Source organism: Rheinheimera sp. A13L, assembly GCF_000217935.1.
Lineage (GTDB): Bacteria > Pseudomonadota > Gammaproteobacteria > Enterobacterales > Alteromonadaceae > Pararheinheimera.
Map to the genome: position 1 here is coordinate 111,416 of NZ_AFHI01000023.1, position 22,176 is coordinate 133,591.

At 46.0% G+C, this 22,176-nt stretch carries 22 protein-coding genes; 18 read left to right on the forward strand and 4 right to left on the reverse strand.

Annotated elements, in window-relative coordinates; all coding sequences use genetic code 11:
- The first annotated feature begins 4 nt into the window (after positions 1-4).
- Complete coding sequence (tcdA, locus tag RHEIN_RS12970) at positions 5-790, forward strand: tRNA cyclic N6-threonylcarbamoyladenosine(37) synthase TcdA (RefSeq protein WP_008899428.1); 786 nt, start codon at positions 5-7, stop codon at positions 788-790.
- A gap of 8 nt (positions 791-798) precedes the next feature.
- Here tcdA and RHEIN_RS12975 read toward each other — a convergent pair whose 3' ends face one another.
- The 3 genes from RHEIN_RS12975 to RHEIN_RS12985 form a co-directional block, all read right to left on the reverse strand.
- Positions 799-1,239, reverse strand: a complete 441-nt coding sequence (locus RHEIN_RS12975) for a SufE family protein (RefSeq protein ID WP_008899429.1) — start codon at positions 1,237-1,239, stop codon at positions 799-801.
- Entirely contained in the window at positions 1,236-2,450 is a 1,215-nt protein-coding gene (locus RHEIN_RS12980; protein WP_008899430.1) for an aminotransferase class V-fold PLP-dependent enzyme, read from the reverse strand. Before RHEIN_RS12980 ends, RHEIN_RS12975 begins: the two co-directional genes overlap by 4 nt.
- A 62-nt stretch (positions 2,451-2,512) precedes the next feature.
- Positions 2,513-3,790: a citrate synthase gene (locus RHEIN_RS12985; RefSeq protein WP_008899431.1), complete on the reverse strand. Its 1,278-nt coding sequence runs from the start codon at positions 3,788-3,790 to the stop codon at positions 2,513-2,515.
- A gap of 369 nt (positions 3,791-4,159) precedes the next feature.
- On the opposite strand from RHEIN_RS12985, the gene sdhC reads away from it, so the two are divergent.
- The 14 genes from sdhC to dhiA all read left to right on the forward strand — a co-directional run bounded on the left by sdhC (position 4,160) and on the right by dhiA (position 16,739).
- Entirely contained in the window at positions 4,160-4,537 is a 378-nt protein-coding gene (gene sdhC / locus RHEIN_RS12990) for a succinate dehydrogenase, cytochrome b556 subunit (protein ID WP_083826317.1), read from the forward strand.
- Complete coding sequence (gene sdhD, locus RHEIN_RS12995) at positions 4,528-4,875, forward strand: succinate dehydrogenase, hydrophobic membrane anchor protein (protein ID WP_008899433.1); 348 nt, start codon at positions 4,528-4,530, stop codon at positions 4,873-4,875. Before sdhC ends, sdhD begins: the two co-directional genes overlap by 10 nt.
- Positions 4,876-6,648, forward strand: a complete 1,773-nt coding sequence (gene sdhA, locus RHEIN_RS13000; RefSeq protein WP_040555159.1) for a succinate dehydrogenase flavoprotein subunit — start codon at positions 4,876-4,878, stop codon at positions 6,646-6,648.
- 12 nt (positions 6,649-6,660) lie between these two features.
- On the forward strand, positions 6,661-7,380 hold the full coding sequence (locus RHEIN_RS13005; protein WP_008899435.1) for a succinate dehydrogenase iron-sulfur subunit: 720 nt from the start codon (positions 6,661-6,663) through the stop codon (positions 7,378-7,380).
- 111 nt (positions 7,381-7,491) lie between these two features.
- Complete coding sequence (locus RHEIN_RS13010) at positions 7,492-10,299, forward strand: 2-oxoglutarate dehydrogenase E1 component (RefSeq protein ID WP_008899436.1); 2,808 nt, start codon at positions 7,492-7,494, stop codon at positions 10,297-10,299.
- A 115-nt stretch (positions 10,300-10,414) separates the two neighbouring features.
- Positions 10,415-11,602 (forward strand): 2-oxoglutarate dehydrogenase complex dihydrolipoyllysine-residue succinyltransferase, encoded by a 1,188-nt coding sequence (odhB, locus tag RHEIN_RS13015; RefSeq protein WP_008899437.1) that lies wholly within the window; start codon positions 10,415-10,417, stop codon positions 11,600-11,602.
- A gap of 146 nt (positions 11,603-11,748) precedes the next feature.
- Positions 11,749-12,915 carry an ADP-forming succinate--CoA ligase subunit beta gene (gene sucC / locus RHEIN_RS13020; protein ID WP_008899438.1) on the forward strand — a complete coding sequence of 389 codons (1,167 nt, stop codon included), beginning with the start codon at positions 11,749-11,751 and terminating at the stop codon, positions 12,913-12,915.
- Between the two features lie 10 nt (positions 12,916-12,925).
- Positions 12,926-13,798 (forward strand): succinate--CoA ligase subunit alpha, encoded by an 873-nt coding sequence (gene sucD, locus RHEIN_RS13025; RefSeq protein WP_008899439.1) that lies wholly within the window; start codon positions 12,926-12,928, stop codon positions 13,796-13,798.
- Positions 13,799-13,947: 149 nt separating this feature from the next.
- Complete coding sequence (locus RHEIN_RS21055) at positions 13,948-14,100, forward strand: hypothetical protein (protein WP_008899440.1); 153 nt, start codon at positions 13,948-13,950, stop codon at positions 14,098-14,100.
- A gap of 6 nt (positions 14,101-14,106) precedes the next feature.
- Positions 14,107-14,604: a GNAT family N-acetyltransferase gene (locus RHEIN_RS13030; protein WP_008899441.1), complete on the forward strand. Its 498-nt coding sequence runs from the start codon at positions 14,107-14,109 to the stop codon at positions 14,602-14,604.
- A gap of 181 nt (positions 14,605-14,785) precedes the next feature.
- Positions 14,786-15,115, forward strand: a complete 330-nt coding sequence (locus RHEIN_RS13035) for a hypothetical protein (RefSeq protein ID WP_008899442.1) — start codon at positions 14,786-14,788, stop codon at positions 15,113-15,115.
- Positions 15,116-15,219: 104 nt separating this feature from the next.
- Positions 15,220-15,828, forward strand: a complete 609-nt coding sequence (locus tag RHEIN_RS13040; RefSeq protein ID WP_008899443.1) for a hypothetical protein — start codon at positions 15,220-15,222, stop codon at positions 15,826-15,828.
- 129 nt (positions 15,829-15,957) lie between these two features.
- Positions 15,958-16,236 carry a type II toxin-antitoxin system toxin DhiT gene (gene dhiT / locus RHEIN_RS13045; RefSeq protein WP_008899444.1) on the forward strand — a complete coding sequence of 93 codons (279 nt, stop codon included), beginning with the start codon at positions 15,958-15,960 and terminating at the stop codon, positions 16,234-16,236.
- Positions 16,230-16,739: a type II toxin-antitoxin system antitoxin DhiA gene (gene dhiA / locus RHEIN_RS13050; protein WP_008899445.1), complete on the forward strand. Its 510-nt coding sequence runs from the start codon at positions 16,230-16,232 to the stop codon at positions 16,737-16,739. Before dhiT ends, dhiA begins: the two co-directional genes overlap by 7 nt.
- A 254-nt stretch (positions 16,740-16,993) precedes the next feature.
- Here the strand turns inward: dhiA and RHEIN_RS13055 are convergent, their stop codons facing one another.
- Positions 16,994-17,791 carry a substrate-binding periplasmic protein gene (locus tag RHEIN_RS13055; protein ID WP_008899446.1) on the reverse strand — a complete coding sequence of 266 codons (798 nt, stop codon included), beginning with the start codon at positions 17,789-17,791 and terminating at the stop codon, positions 16,994-16,996.
- A 400-nt stretch (positions 17,792-18,191) separates the two neighbouring features.
- On the opposite strand from RHEIN_RS13055, the gene RHEIN_RS13060 reads away from it, so the two are divergent.
- The 3 genes from RHEIN_RS13060 to RHEIN_RS13070 all read left to right on the forward strand — a co-directional run bounded on the left by RHEIN_RS13060 (position 18,192) and on the right by RHEIN_RS13070 (position 22,154).
- The gene (locus tag RHEIN_RS13060; RefSeq protein WP_008899447.1) at positions 18,192-18,617 is read left to right on the forward strand and encodes a phosphate ABC transporter substrate-binding protein; all 426 of its coding nucleotides are present in this window, start codon (positions 18,192-18,194) and stop codon (positions 18,615-18,617) included.
- Between the two features lie 8 nt (positions 18,618-18,625).
- On the forward strand, positions 18,626-19,870 hold the full coding sequence (locus tag RHEIN_RS13065; protein ID WP_008899448.1) for a porin: 1,245 nt from the start codon (positions 18,626-18,628) through the stop codon (positions 19,868-19,870).
- A gap of 310 nt (positions 19,871-20,180) precedes the next feature.
- Positions 20,181-22,154 (forward strand): LodA/GoxA family CTQ-dependent oxidase, encoded by a 1,974-nt coding sequence (locus RHEIN_RS13070; RefSeq protein WP_008899449.1) that lies wholly within the window; start codon positions 20,181-20,183, stop codon positions 22,152-22,154.
- Positions 22,155-22,176: the final 22 nt, after the last annotated feature.

Here is a 22,176-nt window from a genome sequence, read left to right on the forward strand (position 1 = left end):
TTACGTGTCCGATTATTTATTACGTTTTGCCGGCATAGGCCGTTTGTATGGCACCAAAGCGCTGGATGCGTTTCAGAAGGCTCATGTTTGTGTGGTGGGCATTGGTGGTGTTGGCAGCTGGGCTGCTGAAGCTTTGGCTCGCTCAGGTATAGGCGAAATTACCCTGATTGATTTGGATGATATTTGCATCAGCAACACCAACAGGCAGCTGCATGCCTTGTCGGGCAGCATAGGCAAAGACAAAGTGGCGGTGATGGCAGAGCGGATTAAAGCTATTAATCCGGATTGTGTTGTGCATCAGGTGGAAGACTTTGTCAGTTCTGACAATTTATTTGAGTTGATGAGCACCGATTTTGACTATGTGGTGGATTGCATTGATTCCATCAAAGCTAAAGTCGCGCTTATAGCGCACTGCAAACGTAATAAAATTGCGATAGTGACAGTAGGTGGGGCTGGCGGGCAGGTGGATCCCACTCAAATTCAGCTGGCCGACTTAAGCCAGACAGTCTACGACCCGTTATTATCCAAAGTTCGTAATACATTGCGCCGCGACTACAACTATAGTCGTAACCCCAAACGACGTTTTGGTATAGATGCTGTGTATTCCACTGAGCAGTTGGTCTATCCGAAAGGCGATGGCACTGTTTGTCAGACCAAACCTGAACTGGATGGCCCTATGCGTTTAGATTGCAGCGGCGGTTTTGGTGCTGTCACTGTAGTAACAGGCACCTTTGCTTTTGTTGCTGTATCAAAAGTGCTGAAAAAGCTGGCGGAAAAAGCGAATAAATGAAATTAGAATCAGATCACATTTTTAATTTTAGTTAACACTGCCAGCAGACCGTTGCTGCGGGAGGGGCTGATATTTTGTTGCAGCTGCAATTCGTTTAGTAATAACTCTGGTGACGCCCTGGCGAACTCTTCTGCGGTTAAACCATTCACTTGGGCTAAAATCAGAATAATTAAGCCTTTGACAATGCGGGCATCGCTGTCGAAGGCCCAGAAATGCTGTGTTGTAACAGGGTCCTGATAATGCAGCAGCCAGGCTTTGCTTTCGCAGCCCTGAACCAAAAACTCATCTCTGTGCCCGTCACTGTCAAAAACAGGTAATGCTTTGCCCAGCGTCATTAAAATTCTGTATCTGCTTTGCCAGTCTTTCAACTGACGTAATTCCGGCAGTTGTGTATCGTAAATATTTTTTAGCGCAGCAGCAGTTTCTGTAAAGATATCTGGTCGGATCATTCAGTAAGTAACTCCACTGCAGTAGCTAAAGCGGTCAAAGTTCGGTCAATTTCGTCGAAACTGTTGTAACAGGCAAAAGAAAATCGCACAGAGCCTTTGCTATTGAGTGCCTGAAATAACGGCATAGCGCAGTGAGTTCCGGCCCGAACAGCGATCTTTTGTTGGTCTAACAAGGTAGCCAGGTCGGCAGGGTGCTCATTTTTCAGGTTGAGTGCCACTATTCCTGCGTTGGTTGTCGGACCAGATAGCAGTTCAAGGCCAGGAATTTGTCGACAACCCTCATAAAAACGTTGTACCAGCGCTTTTTTATGGTGCTGCATCGCGGCTATATCCTGCTGTTGCAGCCACAAAATAGCAGCACCAAGGCCAATAGCACCTGCCATATTGGGCGTGCCAGCTTCTAATCGGTAGGGTAAATCGTTCCAGCTGCTCTGTGAAAAACTCACAGTTTTAATCATTTCGCCACCACCAAGTAGCGGGCGCAGCAACTCTAGATACTCTGTTTTACCATACAAAACGCCAATTCCCGTTGGCCCATAGAGCTTGTGACCGGAGAACAGATAAAAATCCAGATCCAGGGCCTGTACATCAACTTTTTCCCAGACAATGCCCTGAGCGCCGTCCAGCACCACAATAGCGCCGGCAGCCTTGGCCAGTCGCGCTATGTCTGCTATTGGCTGAATATGCCCCAGCGCATTGGATACATGGCTGATACTGACCACTTTGGGCTTAAGCTTTAATAATTCTGCAAAGGCAGACAGGTCAAAACGATGGTCTGCCGTCAAAGGCACGACGTCCAACTCCACACCAAAAGGCAGCGCATGAATATGCCATGGCACTATATTGGCGTGATGTTCCATAGTTGAAATTAATACACGATCGCCAGACTGCAAAACAGGCCCCATCAGACCAAAAACCAACTGATTAAAACCTGCTGTGGTGCCACTGGTCCAGATAATTTCATGGGAAGAACGCGCATTTAGAAACTGTGCAACAATGGTTCTGGCCGCTTCAAAGGCGGCAGTAGCCTGTTGGCTTAAGCCATGGGCTGAGCGATGCACATTACTGTTTTGCGCACAGTAAAACTGATTCATTGCATCAAAAACGGCTTGAGGTTTATGCAAAGTGGCAGCGTTATCCAGATAAATCCAATCCGGATGAGCGGTAAAAAATGGGAATTGTTGCCGTAAAGCGGGAAGATCGAAGTTCAAGGTTGCCAACCTAAAGCAAAAACAAATGAGGCCGGATCATAACATCCGGCCCCATTAGCAGGTTAGGCTTTTTTGTAGTCGCGCTTCGTATAGCCGGTGTACAGCTGACGCGGACGACCAATTTTGTGGCCTTTGTCGGACAACATTTCGTCCCAGTGAGAGATCCAGCCGACAGTACGTGACATAGCAAAAATCACAGTAAACATGCTGGTTGGAATACCAATGGCTTTTAAAATGATGCCTGAGTAGAAATCGACGTTTGGATACAATTTCTTCTCGATGAAGTACGGGTCTGACAGCGCAATACGCTCCAGTTCCATTGCTACATCCAGCAGAGGATCCTTGATGTTCAGCTCTTTTAACACATCGTGACAGGTTTCACGCATCACTTTGGCGCGAGGGTCAAAGTTTTTGTAAACGCGGTGACCAAAGCCCATCAGACGGAAACTGTCGTTTTTGTCTTTAGCGCGAGCCACAAACTCAGGAATACGGTCTACAGAACCGATTTCCTGTAACATTTTTAAGCAAGCTTCGTTGGCGCCGCCATGTGCAGGACCCCATAAAGAAGCTACGCCAGCAGCTATACAAGCGTATGGGTTTGCGCCTGAAGAACCGGCCAAACGTACAGTAGAAGTTGAAGCGTTTTGTTCATGGTCTGCATGCAGCATAAAAATGCGGTCCATTGCCTTAGCAACAATAGGACTGACTTTGTAATCTTCAGCTGGTACAGAGAACATCATATGCAGGAAGTTTTCTGCATAAGTTAAGTCATTGCGTGGGTACACAAAAGGCTGACCTACAGTGTACTTATACGCCATGGCAGAGATAGTAGGTAACTTGGCAATTAAGCGGTGGGCACTGCGTTTACGCTGAGCCGGGTCGTTAATGTCCAGGTCTGAGTGATAGAATGAAGAAAGCGCGCCTACTACACCACAGAGCATAGCCATAGGGTGAGCATCAACACGGAAGCCCTGGAAAAATGAGGCGATTTTCTCATGCACCATGGTGTGACGCGTGATGGTATGCACAAAGTCTTCGTACTTTTCTTTGCCTGGTAATTCGCCTTCCAGTAATAAATAACAGGTTTCCAGATAATCTGAATGTTCTGCTAATTGCTCAATTGGGTAACCCCGGTGTAACAACACGCCATTGTCACCATCGATATAGGTGATTTTTGATTCGCATGAGCCCGTGGCCATAAAGCCCGGATCGAAGGTGAAGTATCCTTGCTGACCTAAAGCACGAACATCAATAACATCAGTGCCTGCAGTGCCAGAATAGATAGGAAGTTCAAATGGTGCCTGTCCTTCGATCTGCACGACAGCTTTTTTATCTGCCATTGGATTTCTCCTGTTGTTTTAATTGGGTTAAACCTTTTCGCACCTATTCTAACGTCAAGTGCTGCCTAAAAGTCAATTTTAATGCGCGATTGGATAATAAGTATTCGACTCTGGTCGTATTGCCATCAAAGTTGAATGCTGTAGGCTAGAGTACGCAGAAATTCGATAACCAAATCAAACATAAATTGTAATCCGAAGTGGTGAATTATATACTGTCGCGGGTTTTAAACCTGTTCAGCGTTTGATAGATAAAAAAACAGGCTGAACCACATTGAGCTGTAGCCTGTATATCCATTGGGCGTTGACTGAATATTCAGCAACACATAATGACAACAAAGCTCTATAAAGAGCGTCGATGGGCAAGAAACTGTGAAAAAGCAAAGACCTGTAAATCTCGACCTTACAACAATATCTTTTCCTGCTCCTGCGTTAGCGTCGATCCTGCACCGCGTAACTGGCGTCGCCATGTTTTTCGCTTTAGTGTTTGTGATCTGGGCTTGGGCAGTCTCTTTGTCTTCTCCGGAAGGCTTTGAGCAAGTGAAACTGGTATTACAATCCTTCATCGCCAAGTTTATCGCCTGGGGTACTATCACAGTATTGCTTTATCACATGATTGGTGGCATCCGTCACTTGATTATGGACATGGGCCACTGGGAAGAACTGAAGTCCGGTAACCTGAGCGCAGTCATTACTATAGTACTGTGGATTGTATTAGCTGTTTTAACAGGAGTTTGGTTATGGTTCTGAATCAAGCCAGTTTAAAGCGTGACGGTGTCAAAGACTACGTTTCGTTACGTGCCACAGCCATTATTCTGACGCTGTACACTCTGTTTATTCTGGGATTTTTCCTGGTCACTCCTGAAGTGACTTACGATGTCTGGAAAGCGTTATTTTCCGGTCTGCTGATGAAAGCATTCACTTTATTAACCTTAGCTTGTATCGCAGTTCACACCAAAATTGGTTTGTGGCAGGTATTAACTGATTACGTCAAAAATGCAGCTCTGCGTGGCGTTTTACAGTTCCTGTTGTACACCTTAGCTTTTGGCTATGTGGCTGTTGGTCTCTTTGTTCTGTGGGGTGTTTAAGTGAATATTCCAGTACGCGAATTTGATGCCGTAGTAATAGGCGCAGGTGGTGCAGGTATGCGCGCCGCTCTGCAAATTACTGAATCAGGTTTAACCTGTGCTTTGTTATCCAAAGTATTCCCAACCCGTTCTCACACTGTATCTGCGCAAGGTGGTATCACTGTTGCGTTAGGTAACTCTCACCCGGACAACTGGGAATGGCACATGTTTGATACCGTCAAAGGTTCCGATTATATCGGTGACCAGGACGCGATTGAATACATGTGTAAAACTGGCCCTGAAGCCATTACTGAACTGGAAAACATGGGCTTACCTTTCTCTCGCTTTGAGAACGGCCGTGTTTATCAGCGTCCTTTTGGTGGTCAGTCGAAAAACTTTGGTGGCGAACAGGCCGCCCGTACCGCAGCTGCTGCTGACCGTACTGGTCATGCTTTATTGCACCTGCTGTATCAGCAAAACGTAAAAAACAAAACTCAGGTATTTTCTGAGTGGTATGCACTGGATCTGGTGAAAAACCAGGACGGCGCCGTGGTAGGTTGTACTGCCATTGAAATCGAAACCGGTGAAATTGTTTACTTCAAATCCCGTGCAGTAGTTCTGGCTACTGGTGGTGCAGGTCGTATTTTCGCCTCTACAACCAACGCGCACATCAACACTGGTGACGGTGTAGGTATGGCTTTACGTGCCGGTGTGCCGCTGCAGGATATGGAAATGTGGCAATTCCACCCGACAGGTATTGCAGGTGCCGGTACTCTGGTGACTGAAGGTTGTCGTGGTGAAGGTGGTTACTTATTAAATAAAGACGGCGAGCGTTTTATGGAGCGTTATGCGCCAAACGCCAAAGACTTAGCGGGTCGTGACGTTGTAGCTCGTTCTATGATGACTGAAATCCGTGAAGGCCGTGGTTGTGATGGTCCTTGGGGTCCACACATCAAGCTGAAACTGGACCACTTAGGTGCTGAAGTTTTAGAAAGCCGTTTACCAGGTGTCTGTGAATTGTCCAAGACATTCGCTCATGTTGACCCGGTGAAAGAACCAATTCCTGTGATCCCAACCTGTCACTATATGATGGGTGGTATTCCAACCAACGTACATGGTCAGGTAATTCATCCAAAAGCTGACGGTTCTGAAGTTGTGGTTCCAGGCTTATTCGCTTGTGGCGAAATCGCTTGTGTGTCTGTACATGGTGCCAACCGCTTAGGTGGTAACTCCTTGTTAGACTTAGTGGTATTCGGTCGTGCTACAGGTTTACACCTAGGTGAAGCACTCTCTGCAACCTCTGAATACCGTGCTGCCTCTGATTCCGATCTGCAAGCTGCTTTAGCCCGTACTCAACGTTGGGAAGACAGCAAACCAGGTCAGGGTGAAGACCCGGTTCAAATCAAAAAAGACTTACAGCAATGTATGCAACTGAACTTCTCGGTATTCCGTGAAGGCGCTGCTATGGCTGAAGGTTTAGCAGAGCTGAAAGAAATCCGTGAACGTCTGAAATATGCACGTCTGGATGACAAGAGCTCAGACTTCAATACCATGCGTATTGAATGTTTAGAACTGGACAACCTGATGGAAACCGCGTTTTCTACTGCAGTTGCTGCCAACTACAGAACTGAAAGCCGTGGCGCCCATGCTCGTTTTGACTTCCCTGATCGTGATGACGAAAACTGGTTATGCCACAGCGTCTACACGCCAGATACTGAATCAATGTTTAAGCGTAAAGTGAATATGGAACCTAAGTTCCGTGAAGCTTTCCCGCCTAAAGCACGTACGTACTAAGAGGGATGCAGAATGAAGAAGTTAGAATTCTCTGTCTATCGTTACAACCCTGACGTCGATAAAGCGCCACGTATGCAGGACTATACTCTGGAGAATCCAGAGGGTCGTGACATGATGGTGTTAGACGCACTGTTGAAATTAAAAGAACAAGACCCAACCTTATCATTCCGTCGCAGCTGCCGTGAAGGTGTCTGTGGTTCAGACGGTCTGAATATGAACGGTAAAAACGGTTTAGCCTGTATTACTCCATTGTCAGCACTTGGCAAGGGCAAAGGCGGCAAACTGGTGATCCGTCCATTACCAGGTTTACCTGTAGTGCGTGACTTAGTTGTGGATATGACTCAGTTCTACACTCAGTATGAAAAGGTAAAGCCTTACCTGATCAATGATAAGTTACCACCTGCGGGCGAATACCTGCAGTCACCTGAAGATCGTGAAAAGTTAGATGGCCTGTACGAGTGTATTTTATGTGCATGCTGCTCAACTTCTTGCCCATCGTTCTGGTGGAATCCGGATAAATTTATCGGACCAGCTGGTTTATTGCATGCCTACCGCTTTTTAGCTGACAGCCGTGATACTGCCACTGAACAACGTTTAAACGATTTAGATGATGCATTCAGCGTGTTCCGCTGCCATGGCATCATGAACTGTGTCAACGTATGTCCAAAAGGTTTGAACCCGACCAAAGCTATAGGTCAGATCAAGTCTATGCTATTAAACCGGGCGCTTTAAGCGCCCTTTGTCAGAGCTTAATTGGTCTGATTGGTATAAAATGAAGCGCGCCTGAAACCTCAGGCCGCTTTTTGCGAATTTTTTCCAGGTGCTTCGAATAAGGGAAACTAAATGCACGAAGGTGTAATGAAGGCGTGGTTAGAGTCTTCTCATTTAGGCGGTGGCAACATGGCCTATGTAGATGAGCTCTATGAATCCTACTTAGCTGAATCGACCAGCGTCAGTGATGAATGGCGTGAGTTTTTTGCCAGTCTGCCCAAAATTGACGGCGTAGAACTCGAATCCCGTCACAGTGACATTCGCCAGCAATTTGCTGAACTCGCCAAAAACAAACACCGTGAAGTTATTACGGTGAATGCTGGTGGTTCGGATCAGCGCCAGGTGAAAGTTCTGCAATTAATCAATGCCTTCCGTTTCCGTGGTCATCAGCATGCAAACCTCGATCCGCTGAACCTGTGGAAGCAGCCGCGTGTGCGTGATCTGGAGTTGTCCTATCACGACCTGACTCAGGCAGACTTTGATACCGAATTTAATGTCGGCTCTTTTGCTGGTGGCGACGCCAGTATGAAGTTAGGCGACTTATACAAAGCCCTGGAAGCCACCTACTGTGGTTCTATCGGTGCTGAGTATATGCACATTGTTTCGACGGACGAAAAACGTTGGATCCAACAACGTTTAGAAAGCCAACAGGCTTCACGTGCGTTCGGAAAAGAAGAAAAAACCAAACTGTTGCAAGGCTTAGTGGCCGCTGATGGTCTGGAAAAATACCTGGCTTCTAAATTCCCGGGCGCCAAGCGTTTTGGTTTAGAAGGCGGTGACGCCATGGTGCCAATGCTCAAAGCCATGATCCATCGTGCAGGCGAGCAGGGCGCAAAAGACTGTATTATTGGTATGGCGCACCGTGGTCGTTTAAATACGCTGATCAACGTACTGGGTAAAAACCCGGGCAAGCTGTTTGACGAGTTTGCGGGTAAATACGAAGTGGTTGGTGCAGGTGACGTGAAATACCATATGGGTTTCTCGTCTGACTTCGAAACCAAAGGTGGCAATGTTCACTTAGCTTTGGCCTTTAACCCGTCGCACTTAGAAATCGTAAACCCTGTGGTTATGGGATCTGTACGTGCCCGCTTAGACCGCCGTGGCAGCACTGACGGTACTTTAGCTCTGCCTATCACTATTCATGGTGACTCAGCTTTTGCTGGTCAGGGCGTAGTAGCTGAAACCTTCAACATTTCTCAAACCCGTGCTTTCAAAGTAGGTGGTTCTATTCGTCTGGTGATTAACAACCAGGTGGGTTTCACTACATCTAACCCTGAAGACACCCGTTCTACGCCGTACTGTACTGACATCGCCAAGATGGTTCAGGCACCTATTTTCCATGTGAATGGTGATGATCCTGAAGCTGTGATTTTTGTGGCTCAGTTGGCCGTAGACTACCGCAACACCTTCAAACGTGATGTGGTGATAGACTTAGTTTGTTACCGTCGTAACGGTCACAACGAAGCGGACGAGCCAAATGCAACTCAGCCGCTGATGTACCAGAAAATCAAAAAACACCCAACTCCACGTGAGTTATATGCCCAGAAGCTGATTGCTGAAGGCGTGGTGACAGCTGAACAAGTGCAGCAGATGGTCGATGGTTACCGTGATGCCTTAGATAAAGGCGACTGCGTGGTAGAAGAATGGCGTCCTATGACTGAAGTTTCAGTCGACTGGACTCCATACATAGGCCATGACTGGAATGTGGCTTACGATGCCAGTATGACAGTGCCAGATTTAGTCACTTTAGGTGAAAAAGCCATTGCAGTGCCTGAATCTCATACCTTGCAGCGTCAGGTTGGCAAAGTCTACGAAGACCGTGCTTTAATGCTCAAAGGCGAGAAAAAGATCGACTGGGGTTTTGCAGAAATTCTGGCTTACGCTTCTATAGTGGGCGCAGGAAACCGTATTCGTATCGTAGGTCAGGATTCTGGCCGTGGTACCTTTTTCCACCGTCATGCCGTGTTGCACAGCCAAAACGATGCTTCAACTTATACGCCACTGGAACATATCAGCGACTCACAAGGTCCTTTCCAGGTGTACGACTCTGCCTTGTCAGAAGAAGCGGTATTGGCTTTTGAATATGGTTATGCCACAGCTGAACCTCGTGCTTTAGTGATTTGGGAAGGCCAGTTTGGCGACTTCGCCAACGGCGCTCAGGTCGTGATTGACCAGTTCTTAAGCTCAGGCGAGCAGAAGTGGGGCCGTTTATGTGGTCTGACACTCTTGTTGCCTCATGGCTACGAAGGTCAGGGCCCGGAACACTCCTCAGCCCGTTTAGAACGTTTCCTGCAACTTTGTGCTGATCACAATATGCAGGTTGTGGTTCCAACCACTCCGGCTCAGGTGTATGCCATGATCCGCCGTCAGATGGTACGCCCAATGCGTCGTCCTCTGATTGTGATGTCACCTAAGTCGTTATTACGTCACCCGTTAGCCACTTCTACTTTAGAAGAAATCGCTTCTGGTGTATTCCAGAACGCCATTGCTGAAATTGATCCAATCAAGCCAGCTGATGTGAAACGTGTGGTGATGTGTAGCGGTAAGGTGTACTACGATCTGTTGGAAGAACGCCGTAAACGCAATCTGACTGACATTGCTATTGTCCGTATTGAACAGTTGTATCCATTCCCTGCACAAGAGATGGAAGCGATCATGAAAGACTACCAGCACGTAAAAGATTTTGTCTGGTGTCAGGAGGAACCTCAAAACCAGGGCGCCTGGTACTGCAGTCAACACCATTTCTGGGCTTCAATCCCAGCCGGTGGAAAACTGACGTACGCTGGCCGTGAAGCTTCGTCTTCACCTGCAGTAGGTTACTTGTCTGTGCACAACAAACAGCAACAGGCTTTAGTCAACGCAGCTTTAACTATTGCTTAATAATTTGGCACAACTGTGGTTGTGCCGTTTTTGTATTCAGTCAGTGCTGCCGCAAGGCGCTCTGACTTTAGTTTAAGTAACGATTCAGAACCCAAATTTTAAAAAAGGTGACAAAGTGGAAATTAAAGTCCCGGTACTACCAGAATCAGTTGCAGATGCAACAATCGCCACCTGGCATGTAAAAACAGGTGAAGCCGTTAGCCGTGATCAAGTCCTGGTGGACATTGAAACCGATAAAGTTGTACTTGAAGTGGTAGCTCAGGCCGATGGTGTTATGGGCGAAATCGTTCATGCTGAAGGCGCAACTGTATTGGCTGAACAAGTGATTGGTCATATGAACGCTGGCGCTGCAGCTCCTGCCGCCGCACCTGCTGCCAAAGCTGATGCTGCTCCGGCCGCTGCTGCTCCTGCTGCAGAATCAGATGACGTATTAACGCCGTCTGTTCGCCGCCTGATCGCTGAAAAAGGCTTAGACGCTGCTAAAATCCAGGGTTCTGGTAAAAATGGCCGTGTGACTAAAGAAGACGTAGAGAAATTCCTGGCCGGTGCACCAGCTGCTCCTGCTAAAGCTGCTGTTGCTGCTCCTGCTCCGGTGCAAGGTGATCGTTCACAAAAACGTGTGCCTATGACACGTTTACGTAAAACCATCGCTAACCGTCTGTTAGAAGCGAAAAACTCTACAGCCATGTTAACGACCTTCAACGAAGTGAACATGAAACCAATCATGGACCTGCGTAAGCAGTACCAGGACGTGTTTGAAAAGCGTCACGGCATCCGTTTAGGTTTCATGTCTTTCTACGTCAAAGCTGTGACTGAAGCGCTGAAACGTTTCCCGGAAGTGAACGCTGCTATTGATGGCGATGACATCGTGTACCACAACTACTTCGACGTCAGCATCGCTGTGTCTACACCTCGTGGTCTGGTAACACCTGTACTGCGTGACTGTGACAAAATGAACCTGGCTGAAATCGAAAAAGCCATCAAAGACTTAGCCTTAAAAGGCCGTGACGGTAAGCTGTCTATGGACGACTTAACGGGCGGTAACTTCACTATCACGAACGGTGGTGTGTTTGGTTCTCTGATGTCTACTCCAATCATCAACCCGCCACAATCCGCTATTCTGGGCATGCACAAAATCCAGGACCGCGTCATGGTGGTAGACGGCAAGATGGAAATTCTGCCAATGATGTACTTAGCACTGTCATACGACCACCGTATCATCGATGGTAAAGAGTCAGTAGGCTTCCTGGTGACTATCAAAGAATTACTGGAAGATCCAACCCGTATTCTGCTGGATATCTGATATCTGGAAAAAGTAACTAAAAATGCTGTTGTTTTGTAGCAACAGCATTTTTTATCAGACTGATTGGCACTATAATACGCGCCGATCTAAAGGTCAGGTTGCACCTTCGGTGTAGCCTTCAATGTCAAAATGAACGGAAAATAGCCATGAATTTGCACGAGTATCAGGGTAAACAACTGTTTGCCCAATATGGTTTGCCTGTATCGAAAGGCATCGCCGCAGCAACTGTTGAAGAAGCGGTAGAAGCTGCAGATAAAATCGGCGGCGACATGTTTGTTGTCAAGGCTCAGGTTCACGCTGGTGGTCGCGGTAAAGCGGGCGGCGTTAAACTGGTTAAGAGCAAAGAAGACATCAAAGCTTTTGCTGAAAAATGGCTTGGTAAGCAACTGGTGACTTACCAGACAGACGAAAAAGGTCAGCCTGTAAGTCGTATCCTGGTTGAACCTTGTACTGACATCGCGAAAGAACTGTATTTAGGTGCAGTAGTAGACCGTTCTTCACGTCGTATCGTGTTTATGGCGTCTACTGAAGGCGGCGTGGAAATTGAAACTGTTGCCCACGAAACTCCGGAAAAAATTCTGAAAGCTGCAATAGATCCACTGGTAGGCGCTCAGCCATTCCAGGGTCGTGAATTAGCATTCAAATTAGGCCTGGAAGGCAAGCAAGTTGCACAGTTCGTGAAAATTTTCATGGGCTTAGCTCAGCTGTTTAAAGACAAAGATTTAGCTCTGCTGGAAGTGAACCCTCTGGTTATCACTCCTGCCGGCGATCTGCACTGCTTAGATGCCAAACTGGTGATCGACGGCAACGCTCTGTACCGTCACCCTGATTTAAAAGCTATGCAGGATCCTTCACAGGAAGATCCACGTGAAGCACATGCTGCTTCATGGGAACTGAACTACGTAGCTTTAGGTGGCGATATCGGCTGTATGGTTAACGGTGCCGGTTTAGCTATGGGTACTATGGACATCGTGAAATTACACGGTGGCCAACCAGCTAACTTCCTGGACGTTGGCGGCGGTGCGACTAAAGAACGTGTTGTTGAAGCCTTCAAAATTATCCTGTCTGATGACGCTGTTAAAGCGGTATTCATCAACATTTTCGGCGGTATCGTTCGTTGCGATATGATTGCTGAAGGTGTGATCGGCGCAGTGAAAGAAGTCGGCGTAAAAGTACCAGTTGTTGTTCGTCTGCAAGGTAACAATGCAGAACTGGGTGCTAAAGTGCTGTCTGAAAGCGGCCTGAATATTATCGCTGACACAGACCTGACTAGTGCTGCCAAGCAAGTAGTTGCTGCAGCGGCTAAGGCATAAGGGGTTATCAATGAGCGTTTTAATTAATAAAGATACCAAAGTAATTTGTCAGGGCTTCACTGGTGCTCAGGGTACTTTCCACTCTGAACAAGCCATTGCTTACGGCACTAAAATGGTTGGTGGTGTGACTCCTGGTAAAGGCGGTCAAACTCACTTAGGTTTACCAGTATTCAATACAGTTAAAGAAGCAGTAGAAGCGACTGGTGCAGAAGCATCAGTAATTTATGTACCTGCAGCTTTTTGTAAAGATTCTATCCTGGAAGCTGCAAACGGTGGCATCAAGCTGATCGTTTGTATCACTGAAGGCATTCCTACTTTGGATATGCTGGATGCTAAAGTACGTTGTGACGAATTAGGCGTACGCTTAATTGGCCCTAACTGCCCAGGCGTGATCACTCCGGGCGAATGTAAAATTGGTATTATGCCAGGCCACATTCACTTACCAGGTAAAGTAGGTATTGTTTCACGTTCAGGCACTCTGACGTATGAAGCAGTAAAACAAACTACGGATTACGGTTTCGGCCAGTCTACTTGTGTAGGCATAGGTGGTGACCCAATCCCAGGTTCTAACTTCATCGATATCCTGAAATTGTTCCAGGACGATCCACAAACTGAAGCCATCGTCATGATCGGTGAAATCGGTGGTTCAGCTGAAGAAGAAGCTGCTGCTTATATCAAGCAACACGTGACTAAGCCAGTTGTGTCTTACATAGCCGGTGTAACTGCACCAGCTGGTAAGCGCATGGGCCACGCAGGCGCCATCATCTCTGGTGGTAAAGGTACAGCTGACGAGAAGTTCGCTGCACTGGAAGACGCAGGCGTGAAAACCGTGAAAAGCTTAGCCGATATCGGTAAAGCACTGAAAGAACTGACTGGCTGGTAATTAATTCGGGGGAGCAGTCCTCCTGATTAACCAGTTGCCGTAAGGGCGGGTTTTATACCCGCCCTTATTATTTGTGCATATAGGTTACTGTTCGCAGATCCAGCTTGAATGTCATTTATGATGTGCTACTATGCCCTTGAGGTGATTAAATGAGCAAATCTTCAACAACTAAGCAAGATAAACCAAATAAAACCATGCCTGTATTTTCTGCTGCAGCTATTAAAAGGGCAAAGGCAGCAAAAGTGTCCGATAGATTGTTGGATGCTATTAAATACATTCAGGCGCAAGGTAAAACCCAGTAGCATTTTATGATAGTCTTCGAGAAACAGGATGTTTCCAGGTCGATTCGTTTACCTAGTGTGGTCAAGAAAGAGGTTAGCAGACTGTCGCCTCTGACTGAATATGAACGTAATTGGCTTAGGGCTTGTTTTCAACAGGCCGAGAGTAAAGAAACCACTCTTTATTACGCTAAAGCGCTGGATACACAAAACCTCATAGGAATTTTCAGCTTATCTATTTCAAAGCCAGACAACAGAACAAGCTGGATGGTGATTGAATACCTTTATGTTTTACCAGATTTTCGCGGTCAGTATTACGAGCAGTCACAATTCAAAGCGTCGGAACTGATTGTTGCCGAAATTATTCTTTTAGCCCGCAAAATTTCATCCGTTGTAAACCTAGAGCTTATCGCTTTGCAGCTGGCTCATGATCGCTTGCAATCATCTTATGAAAACATGGGATTTGTTGTGATACAGAGATCTACAAAAAAACACAACGAAGTTTGGATGGCTATGCCTGTAATGTAAAACATGCCAATAGAACCAAGTCTTTAAGCTTCATCGTTGAGAAATAATCTGATCACTTGCCTTAAAAACATGTTGAAATACAGGTACATCAGCGTTAATTTGGTGCAAACCAATCGAACAAAACTGAGGCTTTGGTCAGAGGTGCAGTACTCTTGCCTTATTGCATCCCGGAGATCATCAAATGAAATCTATACCCGAACGAGATTGGAAAAGGATCAGGGATTTAAAAGACGAATTACTCAACGTCGCCTGTGAACAAATTTTCCAGCGCATTGAAAAGCTCTCAGCTGGCAGAGCAGGGCAGCAGCATAAAAGTTATCTTGAACTTTACAATCAGATCAAAAAAGAAGATAAGGCCATAGCTGACATGTTTGATGGCCTGTCACGCAATAGCGCCTACTTTAAAATTGCCGCGCTTAAGCAGTATGGTGTGTTGACTGATGCACAGATGGAGCTGTTTTCTGAAGAAACCAGAGCCGTTGTGAAAGACCTTTGTCAGTTTAAGCGTTGATTTGTCTTTCGGGGCAATGTGCAAGACCTGACACCTGATTCATTTTTGATATCAAGGCTTACCCTGATTTTTTTTCGATTTACTTGAAGGTATAGATTGACCACATGAGTACATTAATAGAAAAAGCACTTAAAAAGTATTCGGATAGAATCTCTAGAGGCAAGAGAAAGCGTTACATCAGCGCGGTAGCCTGGCTAAACGTAACGCAATACGTGAAGCGTTGTTTCAAAACGATATCTGAATCAGAATTTGATAATGTTGATCGCTTTTATCTTAATATTAATCGAGATTACCCTATCGATGTTTTACCGAATCATATTCAGATCCATTGTGGTTTTAGAAAGCTCGGCGCTGAATATGATACTTGGGAGGGAATCAGAAACACTATTTCTGAGAGAGGTGCTGCATTGGTTTTCAGCCAACTTGTTAATGGTTCTGTTTTGATACTTTTGTACCCCTACAAATCCGAGATTTTTGAGTTTCCAGAACAGTATCTTATATTTGATCGTTATACCTGTGCGGCAGAGATTAGCGAAAAAGATGTTGAAAAAGCTTTTGTTGCATTTGTGCGATACATGCAAGCGACAAGTGCATTTTCTAATACACCATTTCGGGATTTTGTTTTTAGAACGAGATACCGGTTGCGTGATTGGCGGTATAGATTCGTTTTATTAGGGAAGTTAAAGGAAATGATTTCGTTATTAAAGCAGTAAGGTTCAATAAGATAGCGCTACCAATAGGGGGCAAGTCTTGCCAGCACCCGGAAAAACGATCAAGGTGTGGTTTGTCTCCTTAGAGATACACTGCTATAGTCTTTCTGGAATAACCAATTCAACCTTGTTATGCCAGAGATTGATGCCTTTTTAGGCCTGTCATTTTGCTTGTACTTTTTTGATAACAAGCAGCATAAGTTGCCACATCTTCATGTGAAATATGGCAGCTACGAGCTGATCATAGCTATTGAAACAGGTGAAAATCTGGAAGGGTATTTACCCAATAAGCAGCGTAAAAGAGCTGAAGATTATATTGCTCAGCATAAGCCACAATTGATGCTGATGTGGCAAAAAGCAGTTAGAGGTGAAAACCCCGGCAAGTTAGGTGATATGGGTGGTGTATGTTAAAAATCATAGATGTAGAGTGGATTGGCGACCAGAAACTGGAGCTGACCTTTAACGACGGTTATCAGGGGCAGGCTGATTTGTCTTTGTATTTCAGCAATGTACCGTTTTCTGAGGTTTCAGACTTTAAGAAGTTCTCTTTAACCACAGATGGCTCATTAAACTGGAGCGGTAACGAATTATCTGCTGCGACATTGCGGGCTATCACCCAAGGCGAACACAAAACCATAGAAACCGGCTTTGATGTAAAAGAGATGGAAACTGTGATTAAACAGGCGTCCTGGGATTCGATGCAGGAAGGGCGCCCTGATATTTTGCAGGCCGCTGTTCGCTCTTACGTGGAGCAATTTGGGCATAGTCAGGTGATTGCCAAAGCTGGTATTAAAAGCAGAACCAGCGCTTACCGCTCGTTAAAACCGGAAACTACCCCCAATTTTGCCACTTTGGTCCAGTTGGGGCATGCCGTGATAGAGCTGGCTAAAGACAGGCTTAAGCAAACTGGTTAGTTCTTCCGGCAATTGCCTTAGTTCAGCGAACTTTTCCTGCGTTTTTATCGAAAACACCATAATAATCAAAGATATGATTGTACATCGCCATTAAGTGTCGGAGAACTGTAGGCTATGTTTGAATTGGTTATTGTTTTCTTAATGAGCTGATTTTCTGGTGTGTTTCCGTTTTAACGGGGCTTGACTCAAAACCTGCCCCTAAGTATCGCACCTGATACCAAGGTTGGCTCTCACACTAAAGTTGTAAGCTGTTGCTATCTGTTTAACCAAGGCTGGCATAGGCCAGCATGTGCTGTCGTTGTTGTAATGAAATTGCTGGGTAATGACTGCGCGCTAAGCACTTGGTTAAATTCTTTTAGCAAGCTGGCTGCAGGATGATGAATATTCACAGCCATGTGAAGCGTCTTTAATTCGTATTCGCTACTGTTAAAATGTAAAACATGCGCAATGGCTTTGAGCTCCGGGTCGCTGGCAATCAGGTATTGCATGACATCGTAGTCTATTACCACAGCGTCCAGCCTTTGTAGCGACAGACGCAGCAAATTTTGCTTGTCGGTCAGGCTTACTTCAATATTGAGCCGTTTATCTTTAATCATCTGGTCAATTGTTGTGGTGTTGACGTAGTCTTGCACTACTCCGAGTCGGTAATTTTGCAAATCGATTGTGGAATTAATATTCAGGGGCGATTCTTTATGCTCTGCCAGGCCGACATGGCTATAGCCAATACAGCCAGACAGTTTAAAGTCATCATGTTGTAACGGATATTCCGGAAAATAAGCCAGATACTTAGGGTTACGACCACTACTGAGTTTTACGGCTCGCGACCAGGGCAAGAAATCAATCACAACCCTATACCCCATGTTCTTAAATATATGGCTGACAAGCTCCGCTGTTTTACCGTTATTGGCTAACTGCTGACTGGTAAATGGAGGCCATTCCAATGATGCCAGATAGATGGTGTTGTCCTTATGCAGCGATTGAACTGGCGCAGCTAAGATGCCTGGCGATAATAGCGAGAGCAGAAAACATATCCCTAGCATGTAGTTTGACATAACTGCTTCTCACTGTTGAAAACTGCCTTTGCTTGAGCTAAGTGGCTAAAACAGCCTAATTAAACTAAGTATGATGAACAAATAAGGTTACGCAAGGTGAATTTTATGGACGCAAATGATGTTATCGCCCTGAACTCTGTTTGGTCAAACTAACCCAACCATCGGGGTCAAGTCTGATGTGGTGAAACCAAAGATTTCGACTTGGGTACAGGGAGGGCATGCAGTGATTGAGCTGGCTAAAGACCTTTTCAAAAAAGCGAAGTAACCCGGCCTGGTGGAGTGCATAAAACATGAGCCGTTATATCGATAAGTAATTGTAAGTACATTAGCAATTTTAAATTAACAGTCTAAGCTTAGCTGTGTTCCGCTCGTAATTTATACCAAACATGTGGAGTTTTTTATGACGACACCAGTGAAAACCGCTGTAGCTTTGTTTGTATCCATCCTTAGTTTTGTTAGTCCTACCACAACTGCTCAAATTGCTGTGATTGTGAACCCTTCCAATAGTGCAACCATATCGATTGATGATGTAAAAAGTTTGTTTTATGGAAAGCAAAAAGGCTTTTCTGACGGAAAAACTGCATTAGTGTTATCACTCAGCGAAGGTGAACCCTTGCGAAGCGAGTTTAACACTGCTGTATTAGGCAAAACAGACGCTCAGGTGAAAGCCTATTGGTCGAAATTGATCTTTACTGGAAAAGGCACTCCCCCTAAAGAAGTAACAGTGCAGGAAATGCTTGAACTTGTTGCAAAAAATCCAAACACCATTGGTTTTGTTAATGCGTCCAGTGTTAATGACAATGTCAAAGTTATAGCAACATTCTGAGGTGTGTCATGAGAATACTGATTATTTTGTGTATTAGCGCATTACTGGCTGCTTTTGATGCAACTGCGGAGATTCGTGTCAGTGGTTATGGTTCTATTGTGGCTGGTAAGGTGGTGAGCGGGGACCCTGATCCTTCAGGAGAGGTCGAATTTCAGGTTGATTTTTATGATTATGCCTATTACGTAGAAGAGTGGGATTGGGAGCAGGAGTCGATGGTTGCTTTGCAGATGAGCACTGATATCAGCGATAAAATGACGGCTACTGCTCAGCTGGTTGCGAAAGGCGCAGATGAATGGAGCCCTGACATTGACTGGCTTTATATAAGTTATAAGTTGTCTGACAACGGCACTGTGATGTTAGGCAGACGGATGTTACCTATGTACTATTTTTCCGAGTATATGGAAGTGGGTTATGCCTATCCATGGATCAGACCGCCGGCAAATCTGTACTGGTGGGAGATCACTCAATTTAATGGTGCCACCTATCTGCATAATTTTTATCTGGATAACTGGTCTGTTGATCTGGGGGTTTTTGGCGGGCGTGAAACTCAACGCGATATCAAGTCTCATGACTTTTGGCGCAACCGTGGCGGCTACTATTTTCCGCCGGAAGGTGTCTATATAGCTGGTACTGCCGATGTCACCTGGAGTGAGATTATGGGCTTGAATCTGTCCGTATCCAATGACTGGCTGGATATTCGGGCTTCGTATTTTAAAACTCACTATTCCACCACCGCCGATGTGATGTTTTTCGATGAAATAGATTTGGATAACGATGGTGTTCCAGACCAAATTATCGAAAGACGCACTAATCCGGATGGGACTCCTATTCGTTCGGGCGAATCACCATTAACTGATTTTGATCTGAGTTTTATAGGTTTGGGAGGTAGTATGACCTTTGATCATTTTATCTTCTTGTTTGATTACAACTATGTCACCTACGATGATGGCTATGGCTCAGAATTCCCGACTTATTATCTGAGTGCAGTCTATAACCATGAGACCTGGCAACCTTATGTTGGATTGTCTAAAGCCAAGCTGAAACTTACAAAAGATTATCAGGGTTTTGGTGTAGGTGAGGCTGAAGAGCACCAAATTACAACCTTTGGTATCCGCTATAACGCCATGAGCAATGCAGCCGTGAAACTGGAGTTTAACAAGTTTAAAGATCAGGGCGATCGCCTACCCTGGTACGATTTCAGTTACCACAACGATGCAAGTATGGTCAGTGTCGGTCTGGATTTTATCTTCTGACATTTCGGGGCTCGGGGGTTGAGTTGTCCCCTTAGCCCCGACTAGCGCTGGGCGAATAATGTCAGAACACCACATTTTTACCACTTCATTTTCTGTTGGCTGACCAGCTAAAGTACAGTTATATAAGTACAGTTATATCACCAACACTGCTTTAACCATCTCCTGCAACATTCTGAAAAATATCACCTTGCATTTACATCTGTTCCTTATTGGGCTAGGCTGGTTTTCGTGTTTCTATCATTAAAACAACACACTGCATTAGCCGTACGCAGAAGCCTTAATCTATTAGCCCAGTGAAAGGAATATTCTTATGAGTCAGCTTTTTTCTTCGTCTTGCTCGGAACCCGAAGCAGAAATTGTCAGTGCCGCTATTTATCCGCCTATAGGGGTGATGAGGGTAGGCAATAGCCCAAATGAGTTTTTTATCGGACCTGAAGTGAATCAACCTATAGCCCAAAGCCCAGCCTTTTATCGGGATGCAACCGGGGCGTTAAAACGCCAGGCGGCGCGTTTTCGCGTCTATGGTTTTGATGCTTCTGGTCAGGTGGTAAAAGAATTAACTGCAGACAATGCCAGCATAGAGTGGAGTGCTCGGGTGGCGAATCAAAAAGCCTCCTGGTATGAATTTCAATTGGCGCTGGATATTCCTGAAGCGGCAGAAGCCGATCCTTCGTTGTTGCGAAATGCTTTGGTTAAAGATCGCAGCACTTTATTAATAGATGGTGGCGCCAATACGGTGTCTGGCAAACAGGTGGATGGCAGCAGCACTAAGTTTGTTGGCACTTTTACCGGTGTTTCTGTGTATCTGGGCGAAATGCGTACCGATGACGAAGGGCGTTTACTGATGTTGGGTGGCCATGGCAAGTCGGCCAACCCTGAAGGTAAACCTGCTATTACCTTTGGTAATAATGAAGGCTGGTATGACGATACCTCGGACGGTCCTGTCACAGCGAAAGTGCACTACGGGGGGAAAGCTCTGCCTGTCAAACCAGCGTGGGTAGTCTGCGCGCCGCCTGACTATGCACCTATGCAAAAGTCGGTTCGCACTATGTGGGACTTAATGCGGGATATAGCTGTTGAAGCGGGGCAGTTGCCTATGCCGGGACGTCCGTCTTTTACTGATGATATCTTGCCCATTTTTCAGCGTTTAACTGATCTGCAATGGGTGAACGCCGGTTATGCCGCTGGTTTTGGCTGGAACAGCGCTTTTGATTTTACCTCCGAAGAGTGGATGAAACGTTTGTCTGATCCATCCAGCACCTGGCAGGAAGCGCGTCGCACTCTGGCGCATAATTTCCGTTCACTGGATACTGCGTTCAGCACACCGAATGGTCAGAGCAATACCCAAAGCTGGGATCCAAGTTTTGCCGCTGCTTCACCTCAGTTGTGGCCCTGGTTATATGGCGATGCGATGAGCGTCAGCGCCACGGCTTCACCTCGCCAGTTTGTGTCTTTAACTTCGTTGCAGTTGCGTGCTTTAGCTGACTGGGTAAATGGCAATTTTATTGCCGATTATGAACCCCATAAGCTGCCGCCTCAACTTCTGGAGCAAGTGCCGCTTTGTGAGCAACCTGATATGTTAACCCGTGCCGCTATGGAGTTTTGTCTGGCTGATGCCTTTCATCCCGGCTGTGAAATGACCTGGCCTATGCGCACTGCTGGTATGTATTCTGAAGCTTTTCGCTTGCGCCATGCTGAAGATACAGCGCCCACTCATGGCATTAATTATGGCCCTGAAATGACATCGCAAATTGCATTACAAATCAACGGTCCTATCCGCAGTGGTCAGGTAGCAGGTGGTATTACCCGCTGGATGGCTATTCCATGGCAAACCGACACCGCCAGTTGCCGTGATGGGTATAATCTGGCTTATGACCCATATTTGCCTACCTTCTGGCCAGCGCGTGTGCCTAACAATATGCTGAATCAGGCTAATTACGCCAAAGTGATTAACGAAAGTTTACCTTTGCCTGAACGTCAGCAGGCCTTTAATGAGCGTGAGTTCTGGCTGGATGATTTGCCTATAGGCCCATCCACCGACTATATAGCGCAAATTAACAGCATGATTGATCATTTTGCCGATCTGGCTGTGGTATTGCCACAAAGCAAAGCGGGCGTCAGCCATTTCCCGACCGTGATGCAAGTGGGAATGACACCGGATAAACCAGTGCGGTTGTTAAAAACCAAAGCGGATAAGCAAGAAGATTTAAAAGCATTACCGCCACAGCAACGCAGACCGGATCTTAGTCAGACTGACAAAGCCAACAGATTACGCAAGCGCTAAGCGGGCGAAGCAGGGAGAGGAT

Coding starts and splice junctions, on each gene's coding strand:
- RHEIN_RS12975 (WP_008899429.1), bottom strand. CDS start 1,239: ATGATCCGACCAGATATCTTTACAGAAACTGCTGCTGCGCTAAAAAAT.
- RHEIN_RS12985 (WP_008899431.1), bottom strand. CDS start 3,790: ATGGCAGATAAAAAAGCTGTCGTGCAGATCGAAGGACAGGCACCATTT.
- sdhD (WP_008899433.1), top strand. CDS start 4,528: ATGGTTCTGAATCAAGCCAGTTTAAAGCGTGACGGTGTCAAAGACTAC.
- RHEIN_RS13005 (WP_008899435.1), top strand. CDS start 6,661: ATGAAGAAGTTAGAATTCTCTGTCTATCGTTACAACCCTGACGTCGAT.
- RHEIN_RS13010 (WP_008899436.1), top strand. CDS start 7,492: ATGCACGAAGGTGTAATGAAGGCGTGGTTAGAGTCTTCTCATTTAGGC.
- sucC (WP_008899438.1), top strand. CDS start 11,749: ATGAATTTGCACGAGTATCAGGGTAAACAACTGTTTGCCCAATATGGT.
- sucD (WP_008899439.1), top strand. CDS start 12,926: ATGAGCGTTTTAATTAATAAAGATACCAAAGTAATTTGTCAGGGCTTC.
- RHEIN_RS21055 (WP_008899440.1), top strand. CDS start 13,948: ATGAGCAAATCTTCAACAACTAAGCAAGATAAACCAAATAAAACCATG.
- RHEIN_RS13030 (WP_008899441.1), top strand. CDS start 14,107: ATGATAGTCTTCGAGAAACAGGATGTTTCCAGGTCGATTCGTTTACCT.
- RHEIN_RS13035 (WP_008899442.1), top strand. CDS start 14,786: ATGAAATCTATACCCGAACGAGATTGGAAAAGGATCAGGGATTTAAAA.
- RHEIN_RS13040 (WP_008899443.1), top strand. CDS start 15,220: ATGAGTACATTAATAGAAAAAGCACTTAAAAAGTATTCGGATAGAATC.
- dhiT (WP_008899444.1), top strand. CDS start 15,958: ATGCCAGAGATTGATGCCTTTTTAGGCCTGTCATTTTGCTTGTACTTT.
- dhiA (WP_008899445.1), top strand. CDS start 16,230: ATGTTAAAAATCATAGATGTAGAGTGGATTGGCGACCAGAAACTGGAG.
- RHEIN_RS13055 (WP_008899446.1), bottom strand. CDS start 17,791: ATGTCAAACTACATGCTAGGGATATGTTTTCTGCTCTCGCTATTATCG.
- RHEIN_RS13060 (WP_008899447.1), top strand. CDS start 18,192: ATGACGACACCAGTGAAAACCGCTGTAGCTTTGTTTGTATCCATCCTT.
- RHEIN_RS13065 (WP_008899448.1), top strand. CDS start 18,626: ATGAGAATACTGATTATTTTGTGTATTAGCGCATTACTGGCTGCTTTT.
- RHEIN_RS13070 (WP_008899449.1), top strand. CDS start 20,181: ATGAGTCAGCTTTTTTCTTCGTCTTGCTCGGAACCCGAAGCAGAAATT.